Genomic DNA, 25,852 nt, shown 5'->3' with positions numbered 1-25,852 from the left:
CTGACAGCCTACCCGGTGGTAGTGGCATAAACTCAAGCTGTCGCCATCATCGACCAACCCCTGGAGAAAATTCTGTGACCAGCGTACTTAACCGTGTTCCAATCCGCCGGGCCCTGATTTCGGTCTACGACAAAACCGGGCTGGAGGAGTTGGCCACGGGGCTGCACGCCGCCGGTGTTGCCATCGTTTCCACCGGCTCCACCGCGGCCAGGATTGCCGCCGCGGGCGTCCCGGTCACCGAAGTGTCGGAGCTGACCGGCTTCCCGGAGTGCCTGGACGGCCGCGTCAAGACCCTCCACCCCATGGTCCACGCCGGCATCCTGGCCGACCGCCGCCTGCCCGACCACGTCCGCCAGCTTGAAGAGCTGCACGTGGAGCCGTTTGACCTGGTGGTGGTGAACCTCTACCCGTTCGTGGACACCGTGAAGTCCGGCGCGGAGCAGGACGCCGTGGTGGAGCAGATCGACATCGGCGGCCCTTCCATGGTGCGCGCCGCGGCCAAGAACCACCCGTCCGTGGCCGTCGTCGTGGACCCCGCCAAGTACGCCGACGTGGTGCTTGCCGCGGCCGAAGGCGGCTTCACGCTGGCCGCCCGCCAGCGCCTGGCTGCCGCCGCCTTTGCCCACACGGCGGCGTATGACAACGCCGTGGCGTCCTGGACGGCCTCCCAGTTCCTGGACGAGGACGGCGACGGCGTGGTCGAGTGGCCCGCGTACGCCGGCTACTCGCTGGAACGCTCCGAGGTGCTGCGCTACGGTGAAAACCCCCACCAGCAGGCCGCACTCTACGTGGACCAGGCCGCCCCGGCCGGCATTGCGCAGGCGGACCAGCTGCACGGCAAGGCCATGAGCTACAACAACTTTGTCGACGCCGACGCCGCCCTGCGCGCAGCGTTCGACTTCGACGGCCCCGCCGTGGCCGTGGTCAAGCACGCGAACCCCTGCGGCGTGGCCGTGGCCTCCGCGGATGCCGACGACCCCATCGCCGACGCCCACCGCAAGGCCCACGCCTGCGACCCCGTCTCCGCCTACGGCGGCGTCATCGCCGCCAACCGCACCGTCACCGCCGGCATGGCCCGGACCGTGAAGGACATCTTCACCGAAGTTGTCATCGCCCCGGACTTTGCACCCGAAGCCGTGGAAATCCTGTCCAAGAAGAAGAACGTCCGCCTGCTGGCCCTGCCCGACGGCTACGGCCGCTACCCGGCAGAGGTCCGCCAGGTTTCCGGCGGCATGCTGGTGCAGGTGAGCGACCGGATCGACGCCGACGGCGACAACCCCGCCAACTGGACGCTCGCCGCAGGCCCCGCCGCCGACGAATCCACGCTGGCCGAGCTCAAATTCGCCTGGACCGCCGTCCGGGCCGCCAAGTCAAACGCGATCCTGCTCGCCAAGGACGGCGCCACCGTCGGCATCGGCATGGGCCAGGTCAACCGCGTTGACTCCTGCAGGCTGGCCGTGGAGCGTGCCAACACGCTCGGTGTCCAGGTGGAATCCACCGTTGACGCCGCCGGCGGCGCAGCGGGTGCCGAAGGCGTCTCCGAAAGGCGCGCGGTCGGTTCCGTTGCCGCCTCGGACGCGTTCTTCCCGTTCGCCGACGGCCTGCAGATCCTGCTCGACGCCGGCGTGCGCGCCGTGGTCCAGCCCGGCGGATCCATCCGCGACGAGGAAGTCATCGCGGCCGCCAACGCGGCCGGCGTCACCATGTACTTCACCGGTTCCCGGCACTTCTTCCACTGAGTTGATCGCCCCAGGGCGCTTCCGCTGCACCACCGAATGCAAGCATCAAATTCGGTGGTGCAGCTTCGGTGACCTGTCGGGCGCCTGACGCACATTATGTGCACCATCAAATTCGGTGGCGCCCTTTAAGTGCCACAATGCCGGGAATGTCTGTCGGGGATGGCATGCTGTGTGGAAAGCAACATCAAGACGGCAATCCACCGGGGGAGTGGGAACGATGTCAGTTTGGGTGGTCGTGGCGGTGGGCGTCCTTGCGCCCATTGTGGTGGCATTGCTGGCGGCGCTGGTCGTGCGCCGGCTGCGCGGAAGGCCGTCGGATCCGGCGGCAGCGCCTGAATCCGGGCCGGATGCCGGAGTGGACGTGCACCATGGTGCCCACCAGCAGGCCGTGCAGCAACGCGTGAACCAGCAGGTCAACGCCCGGCCGCCGTCGTACTTTAAGGAACCCGGCTCACTTGTCCGGATCGGGCGTGCGCGTGCCGAGCTCGGCATCGAGGCGCAGGAGGCCGTCGCCGTCGTCGCCAATCAGGTTGATCCGGCCAATGATTTCACTGACGGAGGACTCCTCTTCGAGCTGTTCGTTGATGAACCAGTTCAGCAGCGGGATCGAGTCGATGTCGCCCGTTTCCTGGGACATCCGGTACAGGTTGCGAATGGAATCGGAGACCTGCTGCTCGTTGTCCAGGGCGGCCTTGAAGGCATCCAGTGGCGACTTGATGGTGAGATTGGGGGCCGTGATGGCTTCAATCCTGGGGCAAGCCTCGCGGTCAACCATGTGGTCGGTGAACCTCTGCGCGTGGCCTAGCTCCTCGCCGGATTGGATCAGGAACCAGCTGGCCATGCCGGGCAGGTTCCTGAAGTCCATTTCGATGGACAGCTGGCGGTACACCATGGCGGCCTTGAGCTCCATGGTGACCTGGTCGTTGACTGCGTCTGCGAATTTCCCTTTGAGTTCCATGTGATCCACGCTACTTACTGCGCGGTGACTTGTCAGGTGTTCGGGTCACAAAGCAGGCCCCCTCCCCGCCGATACACGGCAGAGGGGCCCATTCGGGTAAGTTGGAGGGGAAGAAAACGAAATCATTTTCGCATTCCACCGTTGTAATTTTGTAGGAGACGCCTCACCCATGGCCAAGATTATCTACACCCACACCGACGAAGCGCCCATGCTGGCGACCTATTCGCTCCTGCCCATTGTCCAGGCGTTCGCCTCGACCGCAGGCGTCGAGATCGAGACCCGCGACATCTCACTCTCCGGCCGCATCATCGCCGTCTTCGGCGACTACCTCGCCGAGGACCAGCGGATCGAGGATGCGCTGGCTGAACTGGGTGCCCTGGCCAAGGACCCCGATGCCAACATCATCAAGCTGCCGAACATCAGCGCGTCCATCCCGCAGTTGAAGGCCGCCATCGCCGAACTCCAGGGCCAGGGCTACGCACTGCCGGACTACCCGGACGACCCCTCCACGGATGAGGAAAAGGACGTCCGCGCCCGCTACGACAAGATCAAGGGCAGTGCCGTGAACCCGGTGCTGCGAGAGGGCAACTCGGACCGCCGCGCACCCCTCTCCGTCAAGAACTACGCCAAGGCCAACCCGCACAGCATGGGCGCCTGGTCCGCGGATTCCAAGACGAACGTGGCTACCATGTCCGCCGGCGACTTCCGCCACAACGAGAAGTCCGTGGTGATCCCGGCCGACGACAAAATCAAGATCCAGTTCGTCGCCACCGACGGCACCGTCACCGTGCTCAAGGACTCATTCCCGGTGCTCGCCGACGAGATCGTTGACGGCACGGTCATGAACGCTGCAGCCCTGGACGAGTTCCTCAAGGCCCAGGTGGCCCGCGCCAAGAAAGACGGCGTCCTGCTCTCGGCACACCTGAAGGCCACCATGATGAAGGTTTCGGACCCGGTCATCTTCGGCCACGTCGTGAAGGCCTACTTCCCGGACCTGTTCGCCAACTACGGCGACGCCCTGGCCAAGGCCGGCCTCAGCCCCGCCAACGGCCTGGCCTCCATCCTCAACGGCCTGGACGCCCTGCCCGCCGATGTCCGCGCCGGCGTCGAAGCCGCCATCCAGAAGGGGTACGACGAGGGCCCCGCCCTGGCCATGGTCGATTCCGACAAGGGGATCACCAACCTGCACGTGCCCTCCGACGTGATTGTGGACGCCTCCATGCCGGCCATGATCCGCACCTCCGGCCACATGTGGGGCGCCGACGGCAAGGAACACGACACCCTCGCCGTCCTGCCGGACAGCAGCTACGCCGGCGTCTACCAGGTGACCATCGACGACTGCCGCGCCCACGGCGCCTTCGACCCGACCACCATGGGCACCGTCCCCAACGTGGGCCTCATGGCCCAGGCCGCCGAGGAATACGGCAGCCATGACAAGACGTTCGTCCTCGACGAGGCCGGCACCGTGCAGATCACCAACACCGCCGGCGACGTGCTCATCTCGCACGAAGTTGCCCCCGGGGACATCTGGCGCGCCTGCCAGGTCAAGGACATCCCGGTCCGTGACTGGGTCAAGCTTGCCGTCACCCGTGCCCGCGCCTCGGCCACCCCGGCCGTGTTCTGGCTGGATGAGACCCGCGCCCACGACGCCAACCTCATCACCAGGGTCAAGGAATACCTGAAGGAGCACGACACCGAGGGCCTGGACATCCGCATCCTCTCCCCGGAGAAGGCCACTGCCTTCACGCTGGAGCGCATCCGCCGCGGCGAGGACACCATCTCCGTCACCGGCAACGTGCTGCGCGACTACCTGACCGACCTGTTCCCGATCCTGGAGCTGGGCACCAGCGCCAAGATGCTCTCCATCGTCCCGCTCATTGCGGGCGGCGGGCTCTTCGAGACCGGCGCCGGCGGCTCCGCACCGAAGCACGTGCAGCAGCTGATCAAGGAAAACCACCTGCGCTGGGACAGCCTGGGCGAATTCCTGGCACTGGCCGTCAGCTTTGAGCACCTGGCCGTCTCCAAGGGCAACGCCCGGGCACAGATCCTGGCCGACACCCTGGACCGCGCCACCGGCACCTTCCTGCTGCAGAACAAGTCCCCTAAGCGCAAGGTCGGCGAGATCGACAACCGCGGCAGCCACTTCCACCTGGCCAAGTTCTGGGCCCAGGAACTGGCCGCCCAGACCGTTGACGCCGAACTGGCCGCAGCCTTCGCCGCCGTCGCCGCCGACCTGACGGACAACGAGGAAACCATCGTTGCCGAACTGCTCGCGGTGCAGGGCTCCCCGGTCGACCTGGGCGGCTACTACCGCACGGACGCAGCCAAGGTTGCCGCCATCATGCGCCCGTCCGCCAAGCTGAACAAGGCCATCGAAACCCTGGCCTAAATCCGCCGGTCGGGACCCCGCCGGTCGAGCCGGCACAAACCCCGGCGGTCGAGCCCGCCGGGACCTTGAAACCGCCCCGCCCAAGCACCGTCCGCAGGCAAGATAAAAGCCCGCCTCCCACCGGAGGCGGGCTTTTATTGTCCCCGAGCGCCGCCGTCGCCCTGTTCACCGCAAAATTCTCCCGTCCGTTATCAGATCTTTACGCTAAATGTGTCCCGGACCACATACTTGCGGGTAATGTCAGATCTCGTGAAGAGCAGGGAAACCTGGGGGACGAGGACGTCCACCGGGACTCTGCGACATAGTCCGGAAGGCGAATCTATGTACCGTAAGCAAGTGATGACCACCCTCGCAGCAGCCGCCACCCTTGGCATGCTCATGGCAGGGTGTGCGAATCAGGCCGCACCCCAGAGCAGCGGAAGCGCCGGTGGAGGCTCCACCACCGTCAACATTCCCGCGTTGACTTCCATCCAAACCCCGAAGGACGCCGTCCTGCCCGCGGGCAATGGCAAGGCCACCTGCCCGGCCACCACCACGCTGGCCTACATTGGCGCCGAAACGGGGGCCAACGCCCAGCTGGGCATCAACATTTTCAACGGCGTCCAGCTGGCCGTCTCCCAGCACAACAAGGCCAACGCCAACTGCCAGGTCCAGTTCAAGAAGTTTGACACCGAAGGCGACCCGAACAAGGCGACCGGCCCCGTCACCCAGGCCACCAAGGAAGCCGACATCATCGGCGTCGTGGGCCTGCCGTTCTCCGGCGAGTCCAAGGCCACCGGCAACATCTTCGAGCAGCAGAAGCTGGTCCACATCACCCCCGCCGCCACGAACCCGACGCTGACCCAGAACGGCTGGACCACGTTCTTCCGCGGCCTGGGCAACGACGCCGTCCAGGGCCCGGCAGCTGCGAAGTTCATCACCGGCAAGCTCGGCGCCAAGAAGGTCTACCTGGTCCAGGACGACTCCGACTACGGAATCGGCCTCGGCAAGACCACCTCGGACGGACTCGGTTCGGCCCTGATCGGCACCGACAAGGTCACCACCGGCCAGAAGGACTTCTCGGCCACGATCTCCAAGATCATGAACGCCAAGGCCGACGCGGTCTTCTACTCGGGCTACTACGCCGAAGGCGCCCCGTTTGACCAGCAGCTCGTGGCCAAGGGCTTCACCGGCACGTTCATCGGCCCGGACGGCCTGAAGGATGACCAGTTCATCAAGCAGGCCGGCGACGCCTCGGCCAACGCGTTCTTCACCTGCCCCTGCATCCCGGGCGAGTTGATCCCGACCTTCGAATCTGCCTACAAGGCAGCAAACAACATGGAACCGGGCACGTACTCGATCGAGGGCTACGACGCTGCCACCGTGCTGCTGGCAGGGATCGACGCCGGCAACCAGGACCGCGCCAAGCTGCTGAGCTGGGTCAAGTCCTACGACAAGGACGGGCTGAGCAAGCACTACAAGTGGAATGACAAGGGCGAGCTCCAGGCCCCGACCGTCTACGGCTACAAGGTTGAAAACGGCAAGATCGTCCCGATCGGCGCCATCGGCGAGTAATTCAGGCGCACAAGGCTGTGGGACGGGGGACCTCCGGCCCACAGCCTTTGCGTGCCACCCTATCCCGTTCGCTCTACCGGCAGCGGCCGGCCCATCCGAAGCCATGGGCGCTGCCAAGATCAGGATGTCCGAATGATTCCCACCCTCCTAACAATGCTCCCCGCATCCGCCTCCGACAGTTCGTGGATCACCTTTGATATTCCCTCGCTGTTGCAGAACTTTTGGTCCGCCACCTTTGACGGGCTGACGTTTGGCTCCATCTACGCCCTGGTGGCCCTCGGGTACACCCTCGTTTACGGCGTGCTCAACCTGATCAACTTCGCGCACTCCGAAGTGTTCATCATGGGCTGCTACGGCGTGTTTTTCACGCTCAGCTTCCTCGGCTTCGGCCCCTCCGCACCCAACCTGTCCATCGGCTCGATCATCGTCAACCTGCTGTTGGCGCTTGTCGTGGCCATATGCGCCTCGGCGCTTACGGCGTTCCTGCTTGAGCGGCTGGCCTATAAACCGCTGCGCAAACGCAACGCGCCGCGCCTGGTCTTTTTGATCACGGCCATCGGCGCCTCGTTCACCATCCAGTACACGATCTTCCTGGTCCGCGGACCCAACCCCGAACCGGCCCTGACCATGTTCAGGTCGCGGCCGATCTTTGAGGTTTTCGGGACCTTCATCTACGACCAGCAGCTGATCATTGTCATCGCGGCCGTGATCATGATGGTCATCACCGAACGCTTCATCAGCAAGTCCCGCACCGGGCGCGGCATCCGTGCCGTGGCCCAGGACCCGGACACCGCCACGCTCATGGGCGTGAACAAGGAAAAGATCATCATCACCACGTTCGTGATCGGCGGCATCCTCGCCGGCGCGGCCGCATTGTTCTACGTCATGAAGATCCCCTCCGGGGTCCAGTACAACGGCGGATTCATCCTGGGCATCAAGGCGTTCGCCGCGGCTGTCCTGGGCGGCATCGGCAACGTCCGGGGGGCGCTGCTCGGCGGCCTGCTCCTCGGGCTCATCGGCAACTACGGACAGATCCTGCTGGGCAACTCGCAGTGGACCGACGTTGTTGCATTCGTGGTCCTGGTGCTCGTGCTGCTGCTGCGGCCCGAGGGCATCCTGGGCACCTCGCTGGGAAGGAGCAAGGCATGAGCATGGTAGACGGGCCGACACCCCTTCACACCGCCAAAGGAGACCAGGCGGCCGAAAACCGTGAGGCCGTGGGGCTCCCGCCCGGCTCCAGCGCGGCAGCCCGCCGCAGGGGCTGGTTCAGCGGCCTCGGCGACAAGTGGCAGGCGCTGCCACGGCAAAAACAGTGGGCGTTCCTGATCCTGGTGGTGATCCTGGCGTACCTGCTGCCGGTCATCAACCCGCCGTTGATTTCCACCGAACCGGGCAACGACTTTGCACTGGCCTGCCAGACCATGGCCGTCTGGGCGCTCGTGGCCGTGGGGCTGAACATCGTGATCGGCTATGCGGGGCTCCTGGACTTGGGCTACATTGCCTTCTTTGCCGTCGGCTCATACGTGACGGCCATGCTGACCAGTTCCGACTCCACCTTCCTGAAGATCCCCTACCTGTGGACCCTTCCGGTGGCCATGGCGGTGACCATGTTCTTCGGCGTGCTGCTCGGCGTTCCGACGCTGCGCCTGCGCGGGGACTACCTGGCCATCGTCACGCTGGGATTCGGTGAAATTGTCCGCATCCTGGCCACGATCATCCCGGCCATGAAGGGCCAGGTCGGCTTCCAAAACGTCGGCCACCCGCCGGGAACGGATGCCAGCGGCGTGCCCATCTTTGCCAACTCCAACGGCACGCCCTGGTACTGGCTCACCCTGACCATCCTGATCATTGTGCTGCTGCTTGCCGGCAACCTGGAACGCAGCAGGGTGGGCCGCAACTGGATCGCCATCCGCGAGGACGAGGACGCTGCCGAGACCATGGGCGTCCCCACCTTCAAGTACAAGGTATGGGCGTTTGCCATCGGCGCCGGCGTGGGCGGACTGTCCGGTGCCCTCATGTCCGGGCAGGTCGGCTTCGTGAACAACCAGAAGTTCGACGTCGTCACCTCCGTGCTGTTCGTGGCCGCCGTGGTGCTGGGCGGGGCGGGCAACAAGGTCGGCGCCATCCTCGGTGGGGCCCTTGTGGCCTACATTCCGCTGCGTTTTACGGCGATCGCCGACTACAAGTACCTGATCTTTGGCCTGGCCCTCGTCCTGATCATGATCTACCGTTCGCACGGGCTGCTGGCCGCCCGGCAACAGCTGCTGGCCTATGGCCGCAATGCCTATGCCGCGGTGCGGGCGTCCGCCGATGCCAAGGCCGCCAAGGCCAAGCCCGGGCCGGGGAAGGAGGCCTCCTCATGAGCGAGTCAACGGAAGCAACCGGCCGGCATGCGGACACCGAGGTTGCCGGCGTCGAGGCGGAGGTGGCCGAGGCCGCCGCGCCGGAACGCGAAATTGCCGTCAGTGTCGGGGACGACCTCGTCGAGGTGAAGAACCTGACCATGAAGTTTGGCGGCCTGCTGGCGCTGGACAACATCAGCTTCACCATCAAGCGGGGGGAGATCCTGGGGCTGATCGGGCCCAACGGCGCCGGCAAGACCACCTGCTTCAACGCCATGACCGGCGTGTACAAGCCCACCGGCGGCCAGGTGCTGCTCGAGGGTAGGCTGCTCAACGGCATGAAGCAGCACAAGATCACCCGGGCCGGGCTGGCCCGCACCTTCCAAAACATCCGGCTGTTCGGCGAGATGACCGCCCTGGAAAATGTGGTGGTGGGGCTCGACGCGCGGCACAAGACCTCCGTGATCGGCGCCCTGCTGCGGCTGCCCCGCCACGTCCAGGAGGAGAAGACGGCGATCGAGCGGGGCATGGCCCTGCTGGAATTTGTGGGGATCGCCGACCAGGCCGCCACGCTGTCCCGGCACCTGCCGTACGGCAGCCAGCGCCGCCTGGAGATCGCCAGGGCCCTCGCCACGGACCCCAAGGTGCTGTGCCTCGACGAGCCGGCCGCCGGCTTCAACCCGGCGGAAAAGGAAGAGCTCATGCAGCTCATCCGCACCATCCGGGACGACGGCTACACGGTCCTGCTGATTGAGCACGACATGAAGCTGGTCATGGGGGTGACCGACAGGATTGTGGTGCTGGAGTTCGGGAAGAAAATTGCCGACGACGTCCCAACCGTGATCAGGGAAGACCCCAAGGTCATTTCCGCCTATCTAGGGGAGCCCGAAGATGACTTTGCTTGAGCTGAAAAACATTTCCGTCCACTACGGGCGGATCCAGGCCATCAAGGAGATGTCCTTCACGGTGGACGAAGGGGAGATCGTCTCCCTGATCGGTGCCAACGGCGCAGGCAAGACCACCACCATGAAGACCATCTCCGGGCTGTTGAACCCCTCCGGCGGATCCATCTCCTTCATGGGGGAGGACATCACGAAGATGAAGGCCCACATCCGGGTGGTGCAGGGGATCTCCCAGGCACCGGAAGGCCGCGGGATCTTCCCGGCCATGACGGTCCTGGAGAACCTTGACATGGGGACATTCGGCCGCAAGGACCGCAGCGGCGTCGGGGAGGACCTGGACCGCGTGTTCACGCTGTTCCCGCGCCTGAAGGAACGCCAAAAGCAGTTCGGCGGCACCATGAGCGGCGGCGAGCAGCAAATGCTCGCCATCGGCCGCGCGCTGATGTCCCGGCCCAAGCTGCTGCTGCTTGACGAGCCCTCCATGGGGCTGGCCCCGCAGTTCATCCGGCAGATCTTCAAGATCATCACCGAGATCAACACCCAGGGCACCACGGTGCTGCTCGTGGAGCAGAACGCCAACCAGGCCCTGGCCCGGGCACACCGGGCCTTTGTGCTGGAGACCGGGGAGATCACGCACAGCGGCACGGGCAAGGAACTGCTGGCAAACCCGGCCATCAAGGAGGCCTACCTGGGCGTCGGCTGACCCGCTGACGGAAGTTAACCTTCGAGGGCGTGCGAAGCTGACGCCAAGCTGGCGGCGGGCCTCGTCGAAGAGTTCCATGACGGCCACGCTGTCAGCGAGCGGCATGGTGGCACTTTCGGTCAGGCCCGCCTGGATGCAGCGGGTCACCTCGCGCAGCTGGTAGGTGTAGCCGCGGCCGGGGTGTTCAAACGTCTCGGTGCGTTCGCTGCCCCAACCCACGGAAATGCGCAGGGCCTTGGGGTTGTTGACCGAGCCCACGGTTTCCACGAAGCCCTTGGTGCCGGCCACGGTTGCCACCCGGGGTCCGTGGGCGCCGAGGTAGCTCATCAGCTGGGCCTGGGCGCCATTGTGATAGCCCAGTGACAGGGAGTTTTGTGCGTCCACGCCCAGCGCCGTCAGCTCGCCCGTGGCGGACACGGCGGCAGGCTTCCCCAGCGTCGCCCAGGCCCACAACAGCGGGTAGACGGTGATGTCCAGCAGTGCGCCGCCGCCGGCTGACGGGGCCCAGATGCGGGCGGTGTCATCCACGGGGGCCGGGAATCCCAGGTCCGCCCGGACCCACTTCACCTCGCCGATCTCGCCGGCGGCCACAATCTCCAGCGCCCGCTGGAATCCCGGGACAAACCGCGCCCACACGGCTTCCATGAGGAACAGCTGCCGGGAACGGGCCAGTTCAACCAGGGAGCGGGCTTCGGCCGCCGTGATGGTGAGGGACTTTTCGCACAAGACGTGCTTGCCATGTTCCAGGGCGGCGCGGGCGATGTCGTAGTGCTGGGCATGCGGGGTCGCGATGTACACCACGTCCACGTCCGGGTCCTGCACCAGCTGGAGGTGGCCCGGGGCACCCGGTCCGTCGTGGCCGCCGTCGAAATAGTGGGTGGCAAAGCCGAACTTTTCGGCAAAGGCCGCCGCACCCGCCTCCCGGCGCGAGCTCACGGCCTGCAGCACGGCGTCCTCAAGCAGGGCCAGGTCCCCCGTGACGGTGGTGGCAATGTTGCCGGTGGCCACCACGCCCCAGCGCAGCGGGGTTCCCGTCGCGGCGAGTGTTTCCGGGTTGGCCGAGGTGTACCAGTCGGGGCGGGCAACAAAGCGGGGAATGGTCATGGCGCCATTCTGCCAGTTGCCGCGGGCGTGGGGGAACACGGCAAGGGCCCCGTCCGGCGCGTCGTGATGGACGACGGCGGACGGGGCCCTTGCGGCGTTGGTGCCTTGGGTGCCGGGCTACTTGGTCAGCGGGCCCAGGACCTTGTCATTGGCGTACTGCTCGGCGGCGTTGGCCTTGGTGACAATCTTGGGAACCAGCAGGTATGCCGGGACAACCTTGACTCCGTTGTTGTAGGAGGTCGGGTCGTTGATCTCCGGCTTGGTGCCCTTCTGCAGGCCCTTGACCATGTCGATGGCGTGGTTGACCAGGGCCGTGGTGTCCTTGTTGATCGTGGAGTACTGCTCCCCGGCCATGATGGACTTGACGGACTGAACCTCGGAATCCTGGCCGGTGACGGTCGGGATGGGCTTGCCGGCAGCCTTCACGGACGTGATGATGGCCCGGGCCAGGGTGTCGTTCGGGGAGAGGACCCCGTCCAGGGAAGCGCTGCTGTAGCTGCCGACCAGAAGGGAGTCCATGCGCTTCTGCGCGTTTTCAGCCTTCCATCCCTGGGTCACGGCCTGCGGGAACGTCTTCTGGCCGGAGACCACCTTCAGGGTGCCGTCGTCGATCTTGGGTTGGAGGACCTTCATGGCGCCGTCAAAGAAGACCTTGGAGTTGGCATCATCGGGGGAGCCGGCAAAGAGCTCAATGTTGTACGGGCCGTTGGGCTTCTTGGCCTTCATGCCGTCCAGCAGGGCCTGGCCCTGCAGTTCGCCGACCTTGAAGTTGTCGTAGGCGACGTAGTAGTCCACGTTGGGGGTGTTCAGCAGGAGGCGGTCGTAGGCGATGACGGTGGCGCCGGCATCCTTGGCCTGCTTGAGCTGGGTGCCCAGCTGGGCGCCGTCGATGGCGCCGACAATGATGACCTTGGCACCCTTGGTGACCATGGAGCTGATCTGGTTCTGCTGTTCCGACACGCCACCGTTGGCAAACTGGACGTCGCCCTTGAAGCCGGCCTGGCTGAGCCCGTCGTTGAACAGCTTTTCCGCCAGCACCCAGTTTTCACTGGTCTTCTGGGGCAGGGCCACGCCAATCAGCGAACCGGCCGCGAAGCCGGCAGCACCGCCGCTGGAGGAGGCTGCCGGGGTTGCCGCGCGGCCGCAGCCCGTCAGTGCCAGGGCGGAGACCGCCAGGACCACTGCCATGGATTTGGCAGCCTTGTTGAGCTTGAACATGGGGTTCGCTTTCTGTTGGGTTCGTGAAGTGATGACTTGACAGGAAGTTTTTAGGATTCGACCCTGACGGCGTCCTTGAGGGGCTCTGCCACCGCAAGGTCCGGATTGTCCCGGCCGCCCAGGCGCTTCATCATGTGTCCGATGAAGGAGGGCTTGCCCTGGGATTTGTTGTAGACGTCGAAGACCACGGCGGCGAGCAGGACCAGGCCCTTGATGATCTGGGTCATGTCCGAGCCGACGCCCATGAGCTGGAGTCCGTTGTTGAGGACGGCCATGACCAGGCCGCCGATCATGGAGCCGACCACCGTGCCGACACCGCCGGTGACGGCTGCACCGCCGATGAAGACGGCGGCGATGGCGTCCAGTTCCCAGCCGACGCCGTCGGACGGGCCGGAGGCGTTGGAGCGGGCCACGAAGATCATGCCGGCCAGGCCCGCGAGCACGGACATGTTGAGGATGACGAGGAAGTCGGTGCGCTTGCTCTTGACGCCGGAGAGGGCGGCTGCGTGGCGGTTGCCGCCGACGGCGTAGATGTGGCGGCCGATGGTGGTGCGGGCCGAGATGAAGCCGTAGGCCAGGACCAGGACGCCGAGGATGATGCCCGGGACCGGGAAGGACGTGCCGGGGCGGCCAGTGGCAAAGAGGTAGGTGACATAGAGGACCACGGCGCACAGGATGACGAGCCGGGTGATGCTCACCCAGAGCGGCTTGACATCTGCGCCGAGTGCCACGGCCTTGCGGCGGCTGCGCAGTTCGCCCCAGATGAGGGCGGCGACGGCGATGAAGCCCAGGAGCAGCGTCAGGTTGTTGTAGCCGGTGTCGGGCCCGATTTCCTTCAGGTAGCCGGCACCGATGTACTGGAAGTCGGCGGAGACGGGGATGGTCAGTGACTTGCCGAAGTACTGGTTGGCGCCGCGGAAGAGCAGCATGCCAGCCAGGGTGACGATGAAGGCGGGGATGCCGACGTACGCGACGAAGAAGCCCTGCCAGGCGCCGATGACGGCACCCAGGACCAGCCCGACGACGATGCCCATGTACCAGGGCAGGCCCCAGTCCTGCATGGTCAGCGCCACCACGATGCCGACGAACGCGGCGACGGAACCGACCGAAAGGTCAATGTGGCCGGCGATGATGACCAGCACCATGCCGATGGCGAGGATGAGGATGTAGGAATAGCCGTTGACCAGGTTGATGACGTTGTCCGGGGTGAGGATCACACCGCCGGTTTGCCACTGGAAGAACAGGACCAGGGCGACGAGGGCGAAGATCATCCCGAATTGGCGGGTGTTGCCGCCGAAGAGTTGTTTGATGGCGTTCATGGTTTTCTTCCCTGGGTCTAGGCAGATTTCTTGACAGCGGTCATGCGCTTCATCAGCGATTCCTGGCTGGCCTGGTCTTTGTTCAGCACGCCGGTGATGGCGCCCTCGAAAATGGTGTAGATGCGGTCCGAGATGCCCAGCAGTTCCGGCAGCTCGGAGGAGATGACAATGACGCCCTTGCCTTGGCTGGCCAGGGCCTGGATGATTCCGTAGATCTCATACTTGGCGCCGACGTCGATCCCGCGGGTGGGTTCGTCGAGGATGAGCAGGTCCGGGTCGGTGAACATCCACTTGGCCAGGACCACCTTTTGCTGGTTCCCGCCCGAAAGCTTGGCCACGCCCTCGTCCACGCTGGGCGTCTTGGTGCGCAGCTGCCTGCGGTACTGCTCGGCCACCGCGTATTCCTTGTCAAGGTCGACGACGGTGTGCTTGGAGATGGCGGGGAGGTTGGCGGCGACGGTGGTGGTCTTGATGTCGTCAAGCAGGTTCAGCCCGAGGGTCTTGCGGTCTTCGGTGACGTAGCCCAGGCCGTGCCTGATGGCCTCGGGGACGTTGCGGAGCGTGATTTCCTTCCCGTCCTTGATGATCTGCCCGGAGACGTAGTTGCCGTAGGAGCGGCCGAAGAGGGAGCGGGCCAGTTCGGTGCGCCCGGCACCCATGAGGCCGGCAAATCCGACGATCTCGCCGCGGCGGACGTTGAAGCTGGAGTTCTTGCAGACCAGGCGGTCGGCAATCTGCGGGTGGGCCACGGTCCAGTTCCTGACCTCGAAGAACACCTCGCCGATCTGGGGCGTGTGGTCCGGGAACCGGGATTCCAGGGTCCTGCCCACCATGCCCTTGATGATGCGGTCCTCGTCGACACCGTCGGCCTTGACATCCAGGGTTTCAATCGTCTTGCCGTCGCGGATGATGGTGATCGAATCGGAGACCTGCTCGATCTCGTTGAGTTTGTGGGAGATCATGATGCAGCTGATGCCCTTGCCCTTCAGCCCCCGGATCAGGTCCAGGAGGTGCTGGGAGTCGGATTCGTTCAGGGCCGCGGTGGGCTCGTCAAGGATGAGCAGCTTGACCGATTTGTTCAGGGCCTTGGCGATTTCCACCAGCTGCTGCTTGCCGACGCCAATCTCCTTCACGGGGGTGTCGGGATCCTCGTCCAGCCCCACCCGGGCCATCAGCTCCACGGAACGCAGCCGGGCCTCGGCCCAGTTGATCACGCCGAACCGGGTGGGCTCGTTCCCCAGGAAGATGTTCTCCATGACGGACAGCTCGGGGATCAAGGCCAGTTCCTGGTGGATGATCGCGATTCCGGCGTTTTCGCTGGCGCGGATGTCCTTGAATTCGCACACTTCGTTTTGGAAGACGATCTCCCCGCCGTAGCTGCCGAAGGGGTAAACGCCGGAGAGGACCTTCATGAGCGTGGACTTGCCGGCGCCGTTCTCACCACAAATGGAATGGATCTCGCCGGCACGGACAGCAATGGAAACATCGGACAGGGCCTTGACGCCGGGAAATTCCTTGGTGATGGATCGCATCTGAAGAATGATGGGGTTTGCGGACGGCATGTGCGTTTCGCTTTCCAAGACAGACGTCTTTGTCGGTACGCCACACCCGCTGTGTGCCGAGCGTGAAGAGGTAGAGCAAAAATTGTTACTTAGGAGATTCAACCCGGTTGGCGTCTTGTCGTCAACCTTTTAACGCAACGGGATGGTAACGGTTCTATGTGTTGTGGCGGTCCGCGTCATGCTGGAACACGAGTGAGACCGCGCCGAGCCCCTCCGAGCGGGGCCCCAGGGATGAGGTCGCCAACGTGGTGTTCTCCCCGACCACCGGCACTGCGTGGCGCAGCAGGCCCCGCCGGATGGGTGCCAGCAGGAGCTCGCCCAGGGTGGCCAGCGGGCCGCCGATGACGATGACGTCCGGGCTCATGAGGTTGGAGATGGTGGCCAGTGCCCGGCCGACGGCGGTCCCCGCGTCCTCGAGGACGCGCAGCGTCGTGGAATCACCCGACTTGGCCTGGCGGACAATGTCCTCGACATCGACCGGATGGTTCCTGTCGCGGCTGAGGAGCTCGATCATGGTGGCGGTCGAGGCAACGGTTTCCAGGCAGCCGCGGTTGCCGCAGCGGCAGATCCGCCCGGATTCGTTGATGGTCAGGTGGCCGATTTCCCCGGTCACGCCGATGCTGCCCGAGTAGAGCGAGCCGTTGAGGATCAGGCCCGCTCCGATCCCGGTGCCGATCTTGACGAAGACCAGGTTGGGGACGGCGGTGTGGGCCCCCCAGGTGATCTGCGCCAGGGCCCCGAGGTTGGCGTCGTTTTCAATGTAGACGGGCAGGTCCAGGGCGGACTTGAGCCGCTCGTGGAGGTTGATGCCCACCCATTCCGGCAGGATGGCACCCTGGATGACCTTGCCCGTCCGCCGGTCGATGGGGCCGGGAATGCCGGCGCCGGCGCCCATCAGTGATGACCTGGCAATGGCCTTTTCGGCGAGCAGCTCGTCCAGCAGCTTGGCCGCGGCGGCAATGCCGACGGTGGCGTTGTGCCCGGGCGGCAAGGGGATCTGGCGCTCGGCCACCACCTCGTAGGACCTGTTGGCCAGCACCACCCGGACGTGGCTGCGGCCAAAGTCAATCCCGGCGGCAATGGAGCTGTCCCCGATGTACCGCACCGAATGCGCGCGGCGTCCGGAACTGGTGGTGGCCGTCAGGGTGACCAGGCCGGCCTGGTGCATGCTCTTGACGATGTTGGACACCGTTGCAGTGGACAGGCCCGTCAACCGCGCCAGCTCGGCCTGGGTGGCCGGACCACCGCGCAGCAGCTGCTCGGTGAGCCGGAGCTGGTTGCGAATCCGCAAGGCCGACTGCGATCCCGGCTTGGATGGGCCGCCGGCGCTGCGGACGGTGCTGCTTTCGTCATCTGACATAACTGGCAGCATGCCCCACGTCATATGTTGAAGTCAAGAATTTAACGCTATCGAAATGGTTTGTGTTAAGTGGTTGACGTTATCCTGCCGCTAGGCGTGGATGGCCTTGTGCTTGCGGGCCAGCTCCACGTAGTGCAAGGCATTGCCCTTCACGTGCTCCAGCTCCTCGGCGGTCAACGCGCGGCGGACCTTCGCGGGGACGCCGGCCGCCAGGGACCCGGGCGGAATGACGGCGCCTTCGAGCACCACCGCGCCGCCGGCCACGAGCGATCCGGCGCCCACCACGGCGCCGTTCATGACCGTGGCGCCCATGCCGATCAGGCAGTTGTCCTCCACCGTGCAGCCGTGGACCACGGCGCCATGGCCCACGCTGACGCCGTCGCCGATGGTCGTGGGGAAGCCCTCGTCGGCGTGCAGCACCACATTGTCCTGCAGGTTGGAGCCGTTGCCGACGGTGATGGTAGCGGTGTCGCCGCGGACCACCACGCCGTAGAAGGCGCTTGAATCGGCGCCGAGCGAGGCGTCGCCGATGATCGTGGCGGAGGGCGCCACAAAGGCGGATTCGTGGACGGACGGCGTGTGGCCGTCAAAGGGGACCAACTGGTTCATGGGGGCTCCAAGTCGTTGCAGTGCGGCGCGAAAATCGCCAGTACTGCCGATGCTACCGAACCAGGGCCGGGGGCCGCGGGTAAGCCATCCCACGTTTCGCCAGTTGTGGCGGGCACGGCCCGCCGACTAAGCCGGCCGGCCGGTGGAAGACGCAGGCCGGCCCCCGGCTGGGCCCGGGGGCCGGCTGGGCGGTCAGCGGCGGGCGGAGGCGAGCGCGTCCCAGGCGAAGCTGGCCAGCCAGTGGCTGGACATGAACTCGTCGGTCATCACTGCGTCCAGCCCGGCTTCGAGCAGGGGCGGCAGCGCGTTCTCGAGCACGGCCGCGGTGGCGCCGCCGTCTGACGTGCGGCGCAGCGCCCGGCTGATCCGGAGGAGCTGGCCAGCGCGGGTCAGGTTCAGCCCGTTCAGGTGGGCGAGGTAGCCGTCGGACTCGTCGGTGACCGTATACGGCGCAAGGATCCGCGCGTCGGGGGTGAGCCCCGGCAGGAACGCGTCGAACCATGACGTAAAGGAGTCGGGGCCGAGCACGCGCGCCATGAGGTCGGCCTCGCTCAGCCCGGGGGAGAGGAAGTCCTGGCCGCTCATTTCCCACCCGCCCGGCCAGCCGGTGTCGCGCCTGAACCAGCGCAGCGCAGCGAGCTCGCACACCGCCGCTGCCTGGTCCCGGCCCAAGGTGCGGAAGGCGTCGAGCATGAGGCCCAGGCCGAAGGCCGCGTTGGTGTGCAGCCCGTGGCGGACGGGATATTCGGCCTTGTCCGTCCAGTCGGCCGCGAGCCCGGCCACCATGTCCACGAGGGGATCCAGCGCGGCGCCCCACTTGCCGAGCTGGCCGTCCTCCGAGGCAGCGGCGGTCGCGGCCAGCCGCACCAGCCAGGCCCACCCGTAGGGGCGCTCCCAGCTGCGGTTTGCCAGCAGGTAGGCCCCTTCAACGGCCAGGTTTTCCGAGGTCAGGTTTGCGGCGAGGACGGCGCGCAGGCGGGCGTCCAGTCCGGCGTCGATCCCGTATTCAATCAGCGTCACGCCCAGCCAGGTCATGTGCACGCAGGAGTGCCAGTCAAAGGAGGTGTAAAACGCCGGGTGGAGCTCCCGGGGGCTGGGCCGGTCCGCGGGGGACGTTTCCACATGGTGGGAGGCGAAGGGGTAGGGCCGGGACAGGTTGTCCAGGACGATCCCGGCGTAGTGGTTGGCCAGCGCGTCCATGCGGGCGGCGGGGTCGGGGGTTGGTGCGTTCATGGCGTTCCTTGCGTGGTTGTCTTGAGCCGGGGCGGCTAGGCGTGGCGGAAGGCGAGGAAGTACATCAGGGCGATGTTGGCGAACAGGAGCGGCACGCCGGTGGCAATCTGGGCCGTGATGACGCCGTACTTGTTCTTCATTTCCAGCAGCGCGGACGGCACCAGGTTGAAGTTGGCCGCCATGGGCGTGCACAGCGTGCCGCAGAATCCGGCGAGCATGCCGATGGCAAACACGATGGCGGGCTGGCCGTGGAAGCCCTGCACCAGCACCGGCCAGCCGATGGCCGCCGTCATGATCGGGAAGGCGGCAAAGCCGTTGCCCATCAGGACCGTGAAGATGAACATGCCCACGCAGTAGACCACCACGGCGGCAAGGAGGGAACCGTTGGGCAGCACGCCCTTGGCCAGTGTGCCGACGGCGGTGCCCACGCCTGCCTGGGTGAACAGGATGCCCAGCGTGGAGAGCATCTGGGGCAGCAGTGCGGCCCACCCGATGGTCTCAATGATGCGCCGGCCCTCCAGGACGGGGGACAGCTTGTTCTGCGGGCGCAGGATCGCGACGCCGACAAGGGCCGCCACGATGGCGCCGATGCCCAGGGCCACCAGCGTGGTGTGGGTGGGGTCGATGAGCGGCTTGGAGCCAATTTTGAGCACGGGTGCCAGCAACACGACGATGACGGTCACCACCGGCAGGGCCAGCGCCGGAATGAAGAGCTTGTTGCCGAACTTGGCCGCGGAGGCCGTCCGTTGTTCCTCGCTGGCGGTCTTGGAGCGGCCGTCGCCCAGCAGCCCGGTGCTGGCCAGGGCGACCAGGGCCAGGACGGCGATGCCCAGGATCCAGGCGGGTGCGGTCTTGGCCTCGACGGCGGTGCCGTAAAAGAAGCACAGGCCCAGCAGGCCCCAGAAGGAGGAACTGCCCCACCGCCGCGGGTGGTTGGCGTCGCGGGCTATCAGGAAGGCCCAGGCGACGAACAGCAGGCCAATGAGCCAGTAGATGGATTCGACGTTGATCATGCCTGTCCTCCAGCGGGTGTTGCGGCGGCGTCCTCGATGCGGGCTTCCTGGACGGCCTTGTCCAGCTGGCGGTCGAGGCGCAGCAGGCGGAAGCCGTGGATCAGGAAGGCGCAGACTGCGGTGGGGATGGCCCAGATGGCCAGTTGCAGGGGCTCCAGGTGGAGCCCGTAGGTGGTGTCGACAAAGGTGGTGATCAGCAGGATGGAGCCGACGGCGACGAAGACGTCCTCGCCAAAGAACACGCCCACGTTGTCCGCAGCGGCCGAGTGGCCCTTGATCTTTTCCCGGACCTTGTCCGGCACCGAGCCGTAGCGGCGCAGTGCAGCGCCTTCGGCCATGGGGAAGACGAGCGGGCGGACGGTTTGGGCATGCCCGCCAATGCTTGTCAGTCCCAGGGCCGCGGTGATCTGGCGGATCACCAGGTACCCCAGGAGGACCCGGCCGGCGGTCAGCTTGGCCAGCTTGGCAATGAGGGTCTTGGCTTGTTCCTGCAGCCCGAAACGTTCGATCAGGCCGATGACCGGAAGCACCACCACGAAGATGGTGACGGAGCGGCTGCTGGAAAATCCAGAGCCAAACGCGTTGAGGATCTCCAGCGGGGACATGCCGCCAAGAAGCGCCGTGACGATGCCGGAGATGGTGACTACAAGAAGTGGGTTGAGTCGGATGGCGAAGCCAACAATCACCAACAAGACCCCGATGAGTACAAGCATGGATATCCGTTCCTGCCGCGGCCAGGCGGGGCCGCAGATACGGTCGTAGTTGTCCGAAACCGGGCTGCTGCCCCGAACCGGTCAGGAAGGCCGCCAACGGTGGCGTCGATCACTGTGAACTACATCATATGCTTTTGTTCAACAATCCTGCAAGTGTTTGTTCAACAATCTTTGGGGAGGGTGGAAATCAGTGGGCGGCGGTGAATTGTGCCAGCAGTTCCGCCTCGGCCTTGTCCAGGTAGCCGCGCATCCGCTCGGCGGCCTCGGCCCGTTTTCCGGCGGCGAGCAGCTCCAGCAGTTCCGCGTTGAGTTCCACGTAGTGGCTGTGGAAGTCGGGGGCGTTGCTCATGGCGTGGAAGACCAGGCGCATCTGCGCCAGCACCCGCTGCATGGTCTCCAGCAGCCCCGTGCTGCCGGTGCCCAGGATCAGCGCCTCATGGAAGCGCTGGTTGGCGGCGGCCATCTCCGGCACGGAGCCGCGGGCCAGGGCGTCGCGGGCGTCCGCCACCACGGAGCGCAGCTCATCGAGGTCCGGCCCCGGCCCCCACAGGGCGGCCGCCGGCTCCAGGATCCTGCGCACATTGTAGATTTCCCGTATTTCATCCGGCCCGGGGGAGGCGACAAAAACGCCCCGGTTCGGGATGCGGGTGATGATCAGTTCGCCGTCGAGCACCGTGAAGGCCTCGCGCAGCGTGTTCCGGGAGATCCCCAGTGTCTCCGAGAGGGACTGTTCGGAGAGCTTGGTGCCGGGCACCAGCCGGCCCTCGGCAATCCGGCTGCGCAGCACTGAGGCCACCCAGGCGCCGGTGTGGGCGTGGGCTGCAGAGGGCGGCAAATCGCCGAGGGCTGTATTCATGGGCATGGCTCCAATCTATCCAATGCGGCGGGCCGGCCGTGCACGCAGGTCAGTCAATCCGGCACACGGCTTCCCCGCGCACCACTGCGTCACCGGGTTCCCGCGGGCCGCGCACCACGGTGCCGGCGCGGTGGGCCGTGACGGTGGATTCCATCTTCATGGCCTCCAGGACGGCGACGGGATCGCCCTTGGCAACTTGCCCGCCGTCGCCGGCCAGCCACTTGACGAGCTTGCCGTTCATGGGGGCCGCCAGCACGCCGGCGTCGGCTCCCTCGCCACCGCCGTCGGTGCGCGTGCCGGAAGAACCGCCGCCGTCCGTGGCGGTCCCCGGATTCCCCCGGCTGCCGCTGCGCAACGCATCCAGGAGTTCGGCGGGCAGGCCGATCTGCAGCGCCTTGCCGTCCACGTCAATGGTCAGTTCCTCGCGGCGGCCGTCCGGCTCGGCCCGGGCGATCTCGTCCGAGGCGGCCAGCGTGGCGGCGAATTCGGTTTCAATCCACGTCGTGTGCACGCCGAAGTGGCCGTCCGCGGTGAAGGCGGGGTCGCGGACCACCGCGCGGTGGAAGGGCAGGACGGTGGGGAGCCCGGCGATCGTCATTTCTTCAAGGGCCGTCCGGGCGCGGCGCAGGGCCTGGGCGCGGTCCGCGCCGTGGACGATGAGCTTGGCCAGCAGCGAGTCGTAGTCGCCGGGCACCGTGGAGCCGCTGCGGACGCCGGAATCGACGCGGATGCCGGAGCCGGTGGGTGCCTCAAAGGCGGTGATGGTGCCCGGGCCCGGCAGGAAGCCGCGGGCGGGGTCTTCGGCGTTGAGGCGGAACTCGAAGGCGTGGCCCACCGGCCGGGGGTCCTCGGTGAAGCGCAGGGGCTCGCCGTCGGCGATGCGGAACTGCTCGGCCACGAGGTCCACGCCCGTGGTTTCCTCCGTGATGGGGTGCTCCACCTGCAGGCGGGTGTTGACCTCCAGGAAGGAGACCGTGCCGTCGTCGGCCACGAGGTACTCCACCGTGCCGGCGCCCTCGTAGCCGGCTTCCCGGCAGATGGCCTTCGCCGAGGCGTGGATGCTGGCCCGCTGGGCGTCGCCCAGGAACGGTGCCGGTGCCTCCTCGACGAGTTTTTGGTGGCGCCGCTGCAGGGAGCAGTCGCGGGTGCCGACCACCACCACGTTGCCATGCCGGTCCGCGAGCACCTGGGCCTCCACATGGCGGGGGCGGTCCAGGAACCGCTCCACAAAGCACTCCCCGCGGCCAAAGGCGGTGGTGGCCTCGCGGACGGCGGATTCAAAGGCGTCGTCGATGTCCTCCATGGTCCGGGCGATCTTCAGCCCGCGCCCGCCGCCGCCAAACGCCGCCTTGATGGCGACGGGCAGGCCGAATTCTTCGGCGAAGGCGCGCACCTCGGCGCCGGATGCCACGGGGCCGTCACTGCCGGGCACCAGCGGGGCGCCGGCCCGGACGGCGATTTCGCGGGCCGTGACCTTGTTGCCCAGGTCCCGGATGGCCTGCGGCGGCGGCCCGATCCACGTCAGCCCGGCGTCGACGACGGCCTGGGCAAAGTCCGCGTTTTCGGACAGGAAGCCGTAGCCGGGGTGGACGGCGTCGGCCCCGGACCGGCGGGCGACGTCGATGATCTTCTCGATGTTCAGGTACGTCTCCGCGCCGGAACGCCCGCCCAGTGCGTAGGCCTCCCCGGCCCGGCGCACGTGCAGTGCGTCGGCGTCGGGGTCGGAATACACGGCGACGGACTCCAGCCCGGCGTCGGAGCAGGCGCGGGCTACGCGCACGGCGATTTCGCCGCGGTTGGCGATGAGTACTTTCTTCATGAACGGGTTCCTTGGGGAGTCGAGGTGGGGGAGTCGATCAGGGCAAAGCGCACGCGGGTGCCGGGCGGGAGCTGGGCGGCGGCGCCCAGGTCCTCGGGGACGACGGCAGCGATGACCGGGTAGCCGCCGGTGACGGGGTGGTCGGCCAGGAACAGCACGGGCAGCCCCGACGGCGGCACCTGCAGGGCGCCCCAGACCACGCCTTCGCTGGCCAGTTCGCCGTCGCGGATCCGCGGCACGGGCGTTCCGCCGTCGTCCAGTTCCAGGCGGACGCCGATCCGGTTGGACGCAGCGCCCACCCGCCAGTTTTGCCCCGTCAGGACGTCCATGCCGGCCGGGCCAAACCAGTCGTCGCGGGGGCCGGGGGTGATCCGCAGGGTGGCGACGCCCGAGGCAGGGGCCGGGCGCAGGGTGGCCGGTTCCGGGGCGCCCACCACGTGGGCGCCCCGGGCCGGGCCCACCGGGATGCGGAGGCCGGCGGCCAGCGGATCCGGGCCGATTCCGGACATCAGGTCGGTGGAGCGGCTGCCCATGACGGGCTCCGCCGCGATGCCCCCGCGCACGCCGAGGTAGCAGCGCAGCCCCTCCGTGGCGGGTCCCAGCGTGAGCGTTTCGCCGACCAGCAGCGCGAACGGCGCGTCCTGGGCGGGGCTGCGTTCGCTGCGGTCCGGGTCCGACGGCGTGATGTGCAGCGTGGTCCGGGCGCCGGTGACGGCCAGGACCTGGTCGGATTCGGCCGTCAGTGCCAGGGAGCCCATGAGGTTTTCGATGACGGCGTCCCCGGCCTGGTTGCCGACCAGCCGGTTGGCCTGCCGCGCCGCGGAAGGGTCGACGGCGCCGGCCGCGGACACGCCCAGCTCGCCCAGGCCGGGGCGGCCCAGGTCCTGGATGAGCGACTGCAGGCCCGCGTGGACCACCAGCAGGCCGCCGGTTTCCGTGGGGGTGGCGGGCGCGCCCGGGGCGGTGCCGGCGTCGCGCTCGGCTGTGGCGGGGTGAAGGTCCAGGGATGGGCGGGCCGGGACAAAGCGGACGCGGTCCTGGGGGCGGATGAGCGCGGGATCGCTGCGGTCCAGGGACCACAGCACCGCGTCTGTGCGGCCGATCAGCTGCCAGCCGCCCGGGGACTGGCGCGGGTAGACGGCGGAGTAGTCCCCGGCAAGGGCGACGGCGCCGGCGGGGACGGACGTGCGCGGGGTGCTGCGGCGCGGCACCTGCAGGGCCGGATTTTCCCCCAACAGGTAGGCGAAGCCCGGGGCGAAACCGCCGAATGCCGCCCGCCAGGTCTGGCCGGTGTGTGCGGCGACGACGGCCTCGGGGCTCAGGCCGGTGAGCGTGGCGACCTCGGCGAGGTCGGCGCCGTCGTAGTGCACGGCGATCTCCACGAGCTTGCCCGTCTCCTCCGGGGCCGTGCCGAGGTCGAGGTTGGCGAGGACCGGGGTGGCTGCGCGGGCCGCGTTGGGCGAGTCGAACTTGACCAGCACGGTGGCGGCCGCGGACAGCGCGTCCAGCTGGCCGGGCAGGGGGGATTCGGCCAGCCGGGCCGCCAGGGCCAGCACGGCCGGCAGGTTCGGCAGCTCAACGAGCAGGGCGCGGGTGCCGGCCGGGTGGATGGCCGTGAGGCGGTGCGCGGCGGGGGTGCTCACGGTCGTCATGGCCTTGCCCACATGAAGCTTCGGATCTGCACGCCGGCGTTTTCCAGCCCGGCACGCACGGCGGCGGCCATGGCCACGGCCCCGGCGGTGTCGCCGTGGACGCAGATGCTCTCGGCCGGCATGGGGATGACGCTGCCGTCCACGGCCGTCACGGTGCCCTCGGTGGCCAGGCGCACCATGTTGGCGGCGACCCGGGCGGGATCGTGGATCACGGCGTTGGGCTCGCGGCGGGAGACAAGCGTCCCCTCCGGTGTGTAGTTGCGGTCGGCAAAGGCCTCGGCCACGGCGCGGAGCCCGGCGGCCTCGGCCCTGGCCAGGGCGACGGAGCCCGGCAGGAGCAGGAGGGGGAGGTCCGTGCCAAAGGCCTTGACGGCGTCGACCACGGCCTGCGCGTGCTTTTCGTGGTGGACGATCGTGTTGTACAGCGCGCCGTGGGGCTTGACGTACTTGATGGCGGCGCCGGCGGCCCCGGCCAGGGCGGACAGGGCGCCGAGCTGGTAGAGGACGTCGTCGGCCAGCTCGGTGGGGGAGCAGTCCAGGAAGCGGCGGCCGAACCCTGCCAGGTCCCGGTACCCCACGTGCGCGCCGATGGTGACGTCCGCGGCCACGGCGTCGCGGCACGTTTGGGCGATGGTGCTCGGGTCCCCGGCGTGGAAGCCGCAGGCGACGTTGGCGCTGGAGACGGAGGTGAAGATGGCGGCGTCGTCACCCATGGTCCAGTTGCCGAAGGACTCTCCGACGTCGGAATTGAGGTCAATGAAAGGCATTTGTGATCCCCGTCTCGTGATGTGGTTCTCTAAGAATGCC

20 protein-coding genes and 1 pseudogene are annotated in these 25,852 nt (G+C 67.0%); 7 read left to right on the top strand and 14 right to left on the bottom strand.

The window, feature by feature from the left end; genetic code table 11:
• Nucleotides 1–74: 74 nt before the first annotated feature.
• Nucleotides 75–1,739, top strand: coding sequence for a bifunctional phosphoribosylaminoimidazolecarboxamide formyltransferase/IMP cyclohydrolase (purH, locus tag MMF96_RS12540; protein WP_256883718.1), 1,665 nt, complete (start codon nt 75–77; stop codon nt 1,737–1,739).
• A 451-nt stretch (nt 1,740–2,190) separates the two neighbouring features.
• On the opposite strand, the gene MMF96_RS12535 is transcribed toward purH, so the two are convergent.
• Nucleotides 2,191–2,697, bottom strand: a complete 507-nt coding sequence (locus MMF96_RS12535) for a ferritin (protein ID WP_176616135.1) — start codon at nt 2,695–2,697, stop codon at nt 2,191–2,193.
• Between the two features lie 169 nt (nt 2,698–2,866).
• Here MMF96_RS12535 and MMF96_RS12530 point away from each other — a divergent pair, with 169 nt between their 5' ends.
• The 6 genes from MMF96_RS12530 to MMF96_RS12505 all read left to right on the top strand — a co-directional run bounded on the left by MMF96_RS12530 (nt 2,867) and on the right by MMF96_RS12505 (nt 10,587).
• Nucleotides 2,867–5,086 (top strand): NADP-dependent isocitrate dehydrogenase, encoded by a 2,220-nt coding sequence (locus MMF96_RS12530; RefSeq protein WP_256883717.1) that lies wholly within the window; start codon nt 2,867–2,869, stop codon nt 5,084–5,086.
• 339 nt (nt 5,087–5,425) lie between these two features.
• Nucleotides 5,426–6,640, top strand: a complete 1,215-nt coding sequence (locus tag MMF96_RS12525; protein WP_256883735.1) for a branched-chain amino acid ABC transporter substrate-binding protein — start codon at nt 5,426–5,428, stop codon at nt 6,638–6,640.
• Nucleotides 6,641–6,772: 132 nt separating this feature from the next.
• A complete protein-coding gene (locus tag MMF96_RS12520) occupies nt 6,773–7,789 on the top strand; it encodes a branched-chain amino acid ABC transporter permease (RefSeq protein ID WP_176616132.1) in 1,017 nt (338 codons plus the stop codon).
• Complete coding sequence (locus MMF96_RS12515; RefSeq protein ID WP_176616131.1) at nt 7,786–9,003, top strand: branched-chain amino acid ABC transporter permease; 1,218 nt, start codon at nt 7,786–7,788, stop codon at nt 9,001–9,003. Before MMF96_RS12520 ends, MMF96_RS12515 begins: the two co-directional genes overlap by 4 nt.
• Complete coding sequence (locus tag MMF96_RS12510; RefSeq protein ID WP_176616130.1) at nt 9,000–9,887, top strand: ABC transporter ATP-binding protein; 888 nt, start codon at nt 9,000–9,002, stop codon at nt 9,885–9,887. Before MMF96_RS12515 ends, MMF96_RS12510 begins: the two co-directional genes overlap by 4 nt.
• On the top strand, nt 9,880–10,587 hold the full coding sequence (locus MMF96_RS12505; RefSeq protein WP_371130882.1) for an ABC transporter ATP-binding protein: 708 nt from the start codon (nt 9,880–9,882) through the stop codon (nt 10,585–10,587). The genes MMF96_RS12510 and MMF96_RS12505 overlap by 8 nt, the downstream gene beginning before the upstream one ends.
• A gap of 276 nt (nt 10,588–10,863) precedes the next feature.
• On the opposite strand, the pseudogene MMF96_RS19895 reads toward MMF96_RS12505, so the two are convergent.
• The 13 genes and pseudogenes from MMF96_RS19895 to MMF96_RS12440 all read right to left on the bottom strand — a co-directional run.
• Nucleotides 10,864–11,691 (bottom strand): annotated as a pseudogene (locus tag MMF96_RS19895) (Gfo/Idh/MocA family protein); the annotation flags it as partial.
• A 117-nt stretch (nt 11,692–11,808) separates the two neighbouring features.
• Complete coding sequence (locus tag MMF96_RS12495; protein WP_176618249.1) at nt 11,809–12,909, bottom strand: sugar-binding protein; 1,101 nt, start codon at nt 12,907–12,909, stop codon at nt 11,809–11,811.
• Between the two features lie 50 nt (nt 12,910–12,959).
• On the bottom strand, nt 12,960–14,228 hold the full coding sequence (gene mmsB / locus MMF96_RS12490) for a multiple monosaccharide ABC transporter permease (protein WP_256883716.1): 1,269 nt from the start codon (nt 14,226–14,228) through the stop codon (nt 12,960–12,962).
• A 17-nt stretch (nt 14,229–14,245) separates the two neighbouring features.
• Entirely contained in the window at nt 14,246–15,790 is a 1,545-nt protein-coding gene (mmsA, locus tag MMF96_RS12485) for a multiple monosaccharide ABC transporter ATP-binding protein (protein WP_176618251.1), read from the bottom strand.
• 154 nt (nt 15,791–15,944) lie between these two features.
• Nucleotides 15,945–17,150: an ROK family transcriptional regulator gene (locus tag MMF96_RS12480; protein WP_256883715.1), complete on the bottom strand. Its 1,206-nt coding sequence runs from the start codon at nt 17,148–17,150 to the stop codon at nt 15,945–15,947.
• A 90-nt stretch (nt 17,151–17,240) separates the two neighbouring features.
• Nucleotides 17,241–17,759 carry a gamma carbonic anhydrase family protein gene (locus MMF96_RS12475; RefSeq protein ID WP_176618253.1) on the bottom strand — a complete coding sequence of 173 codons (519 nt, stop codon included), beginning with the start codon at nt 17,757–17,759 and terminating at the stop codon, nt 17,241–17,243.
• A 192-nt stretch (nt 17,760–17,951) separates the two neighbouring features.
• The gene (locus tag MMF96_RS12470; protein WP_176618254.1) at nt 17,952–18,992 is read right to left on the bottom strand and encodes a DUF2891 family protein; all 1,041 of its coding nucleotides are present in this window, start codon (nt 18,990–18,992) and stop codon (nt 17,952–17,954) included.
• A 35-nt stretch (nt 18,993–19,027) separates the two neighbouring features.
• A complete protein-coding gene (locus MMF96_RS12465) occupies nt 19,028–20,005 on the bottom strand; it encodes a DUF979 domain-containing protein (protein WP_256883714.1) in 978 nt (325 codons plus the stop codon).
• Entirely contained in the window at nt 20,002–20,718 is a 717-nt protein-coding gene (locus MMF96_RS12460; protein ID WP_256883713.1) for a DUF969 domain-containing protein, read from the bottom strand. The genes MMF96_RS12465 and MMF96_RS12460 overlap by 4 nt, the downstream gene beginning before the upstream one ends.
• Nucleotides 20,719–20,905: 187 nt before the next feature.
• Nucleotides 20,906–21,580 (bottom strand): GntR family transcriptional regulator, encoded by a 675-nt coding sequence (locus MMF96_RS12455; RefSeq protein ID WP_176618257.1) that lies wholly within the window; start codon nt 21,578–21,580, stop codon nt 20,906–20,908.
• Between the two features lie 43 nt (nt 21,581–21,623).
• The gene (locus MMF96_RS12450; RefSeq protein ID WP_256883712.1) at nt 21,624–23,393 is read right to left on the bottom strand and encodes a biotin carboxylase N-terminal domain-containing protein; all 1,770 of its coding nucleotides are present in this window, start codon (nt 23,391–23,393) and stop codon (nt 21,624–21,626) included.
• Nucleotides 23,390–25,045 (bottom strand): carboxyltransferase domain-containing protein, encoded by a 1,656-nt coding sequence (locus tag MMF96_RS12445; protein ID WP_306295873.1) that lies wholly within the window; start codon nt 25,043–25,045, stop codon nt 23,390–23,392. The genes MMF96_RS12450 and MMF96_RS12445 overlap by 4 nt, the downstream gene beginning before the upstream one ends.
• Nucleotides 25,042–25,812, bottom strand: a complete 771-nt coding sequence (locus MMF96_RS12440; protein ID WP_176618260.1) for a LamB/YcsF family protein — start codon at nt 25,810–25,812, stop codon at nt 25,042–25,044. Before MMF96_RS12440 ends, MMF96_RS12445 begins: the two co-directional genes overlap by 4 nt.
• Nucleotides 25,813–25,852: the final 40 nt, after the last annotated feature.

It is taken from the genome of Arthrobacter sp. STN4, from assembly GCF_024539665.1.
Taxonomy (GTDB): domain Bacteria; phylum Actinomycetota; class Actinomycetes; order Actinomycetales; family Micrococcaceae; genus Specibacter.
Note: the sequence above shows the minus strand (reverse complement) of the source record. Positions and strands in the feature narration are given on the sequence as shown.

What these genes read in the sequence shown, in the direction of transcription:
- MMF96_RS12535 (WP_176616135.1), bottom strand. Translation starts at nt 2,697, where the DNA reads ATGGAACTCAAAGGGAAATTCGCAGACGCAGTCAACGACCAGGTCACC.
- MMF96_RS12530 (WP_256883717.1), top strand. Translation starts at nt 2,867, where the DNA reads ATGGCCAAGATTATCTACACCCACACCGACGAAGCGCCCATGCTGGCG.
- MMF96_RS12525 (WP_256883735.1), top strand. Translation starts at nt 5,426, where the DNA reads ATGACCACCCTCGCAGCAGCCGCCACCCTTGGCATGCTCATGGCAGGG.
- MMF96_RS12520 (WP_176616132.1), top strand. Translation starts at nt 6,773, where the DNA reads ATGATTCCCACCCTCCTAACAATGCTCCCCGCATCCGCCTCCGACAGT.
- MMF96_RS12515 (WP_176616131.1), top strand. Translation starts at nt 7,786, where the DNA reads ATGAGCATGGTAGACGGGCCGACACCCCTTCACACCGCCAAAGGAGAC.
- MMF96_RS12510 (WP_176616130.1), top strand. Translation starts at nt 9,000, where the DNA reads ATGAGCGAGTCAACGGAAGCAACCGGCCGGCATGCGGACACCGAGGTT.
- MMF96_RS12495 (WP_176618249.1), bottom strand. Translation starts at nt 12,909, where the DNA reads ATGTTCAAGCTCAACAAGGCTGCCAAATCCATGGCAGTGGTCCTGGCG.
- mmsB (WP_256883716.1), bottom strand. Translation starts at nt 14,228, where the DNA reads ATGAACGCCATCAAACAACTCTTCGGCGGCAACACCCGCCAATTCGGG.
- mmsA (WP_176618251.1), bottom strand. Translation starts at nt 15,790, where the DNA reads ATGCCGTCCGCAAACCCCATCATTCTTCAGATGCGATCCATCACCAAG.
- MMF96_RS12480 (WP_256883715.1), bottom strand. Translation starts at nt 17,150, where the DNA reads ATGTCAGATGACGAAAGCAGCACCGTCCGCAGCGCCGGCGGCCCATCC.
- MMF96_RS12475 (WP_176618253.1), bottom strand. Translation starts at nt 17,759, where the DNA reads ATGAACCAGTTGGTCCCCTTTGACGGCCACACGCCGTCCGTCCACGAA.
- MMF96_RS12470 (WP_176618254.1), bottom strand. Translation starts at nt 18,992, where the DNA reads ATGAACGCACCAACCCCCGACCCCGCCGCCCGCATGGACGCGCTGGCC.
- MMF96_RS12465 (WP_256883714.1), bottom strand. Translation starts at nt 20,005, where the DNA reads ATGATCAACGTCGAATCCATCTACTGGCTCATTGGCCTGCTGTTCGTC.
- MMF96_RS12460 (WP_256883713.1), bottom strand. Translation starts at nt 20,718, where the DNA reads ATGCTTGTACTCATCGGGGTCTTGTTGGTGATTGTTGGCTTCGCCATC.
- MMF96_RS12455 (WP_176618257.1), bottom strand. Translation starts at nt 21,580, where the DNA reads ATGCCCATGAATACAGCCCTCGGCGATTTGCCGCCCTCTGCAGCCCAC.
- MMF96_RS12450 (WP_256883712.1), bottom strand. Translation starts at nt 23,393, where the DNA reads ATGAAGAAAGTACTCATCGCCAACCGCGGCGAAATCGCCGTGCGCGTA.
- MMF96_RS12445 (WP_306295873.1), bottom strand. Translation starts at nt 25,045, where the DNA reads ATGACGACCGTGAGCACCCCCGCCGCGCACCGCCTCACGGCCATCCAC.
- MMF96_RS12440 (WP_176618260.1), bottom strand. Translation starts at nt 25,812, where the DNA reads ATGCCTTTCATTGACCTCAATTCCGACGTCGGAGAGTCCTTCGGCAAC.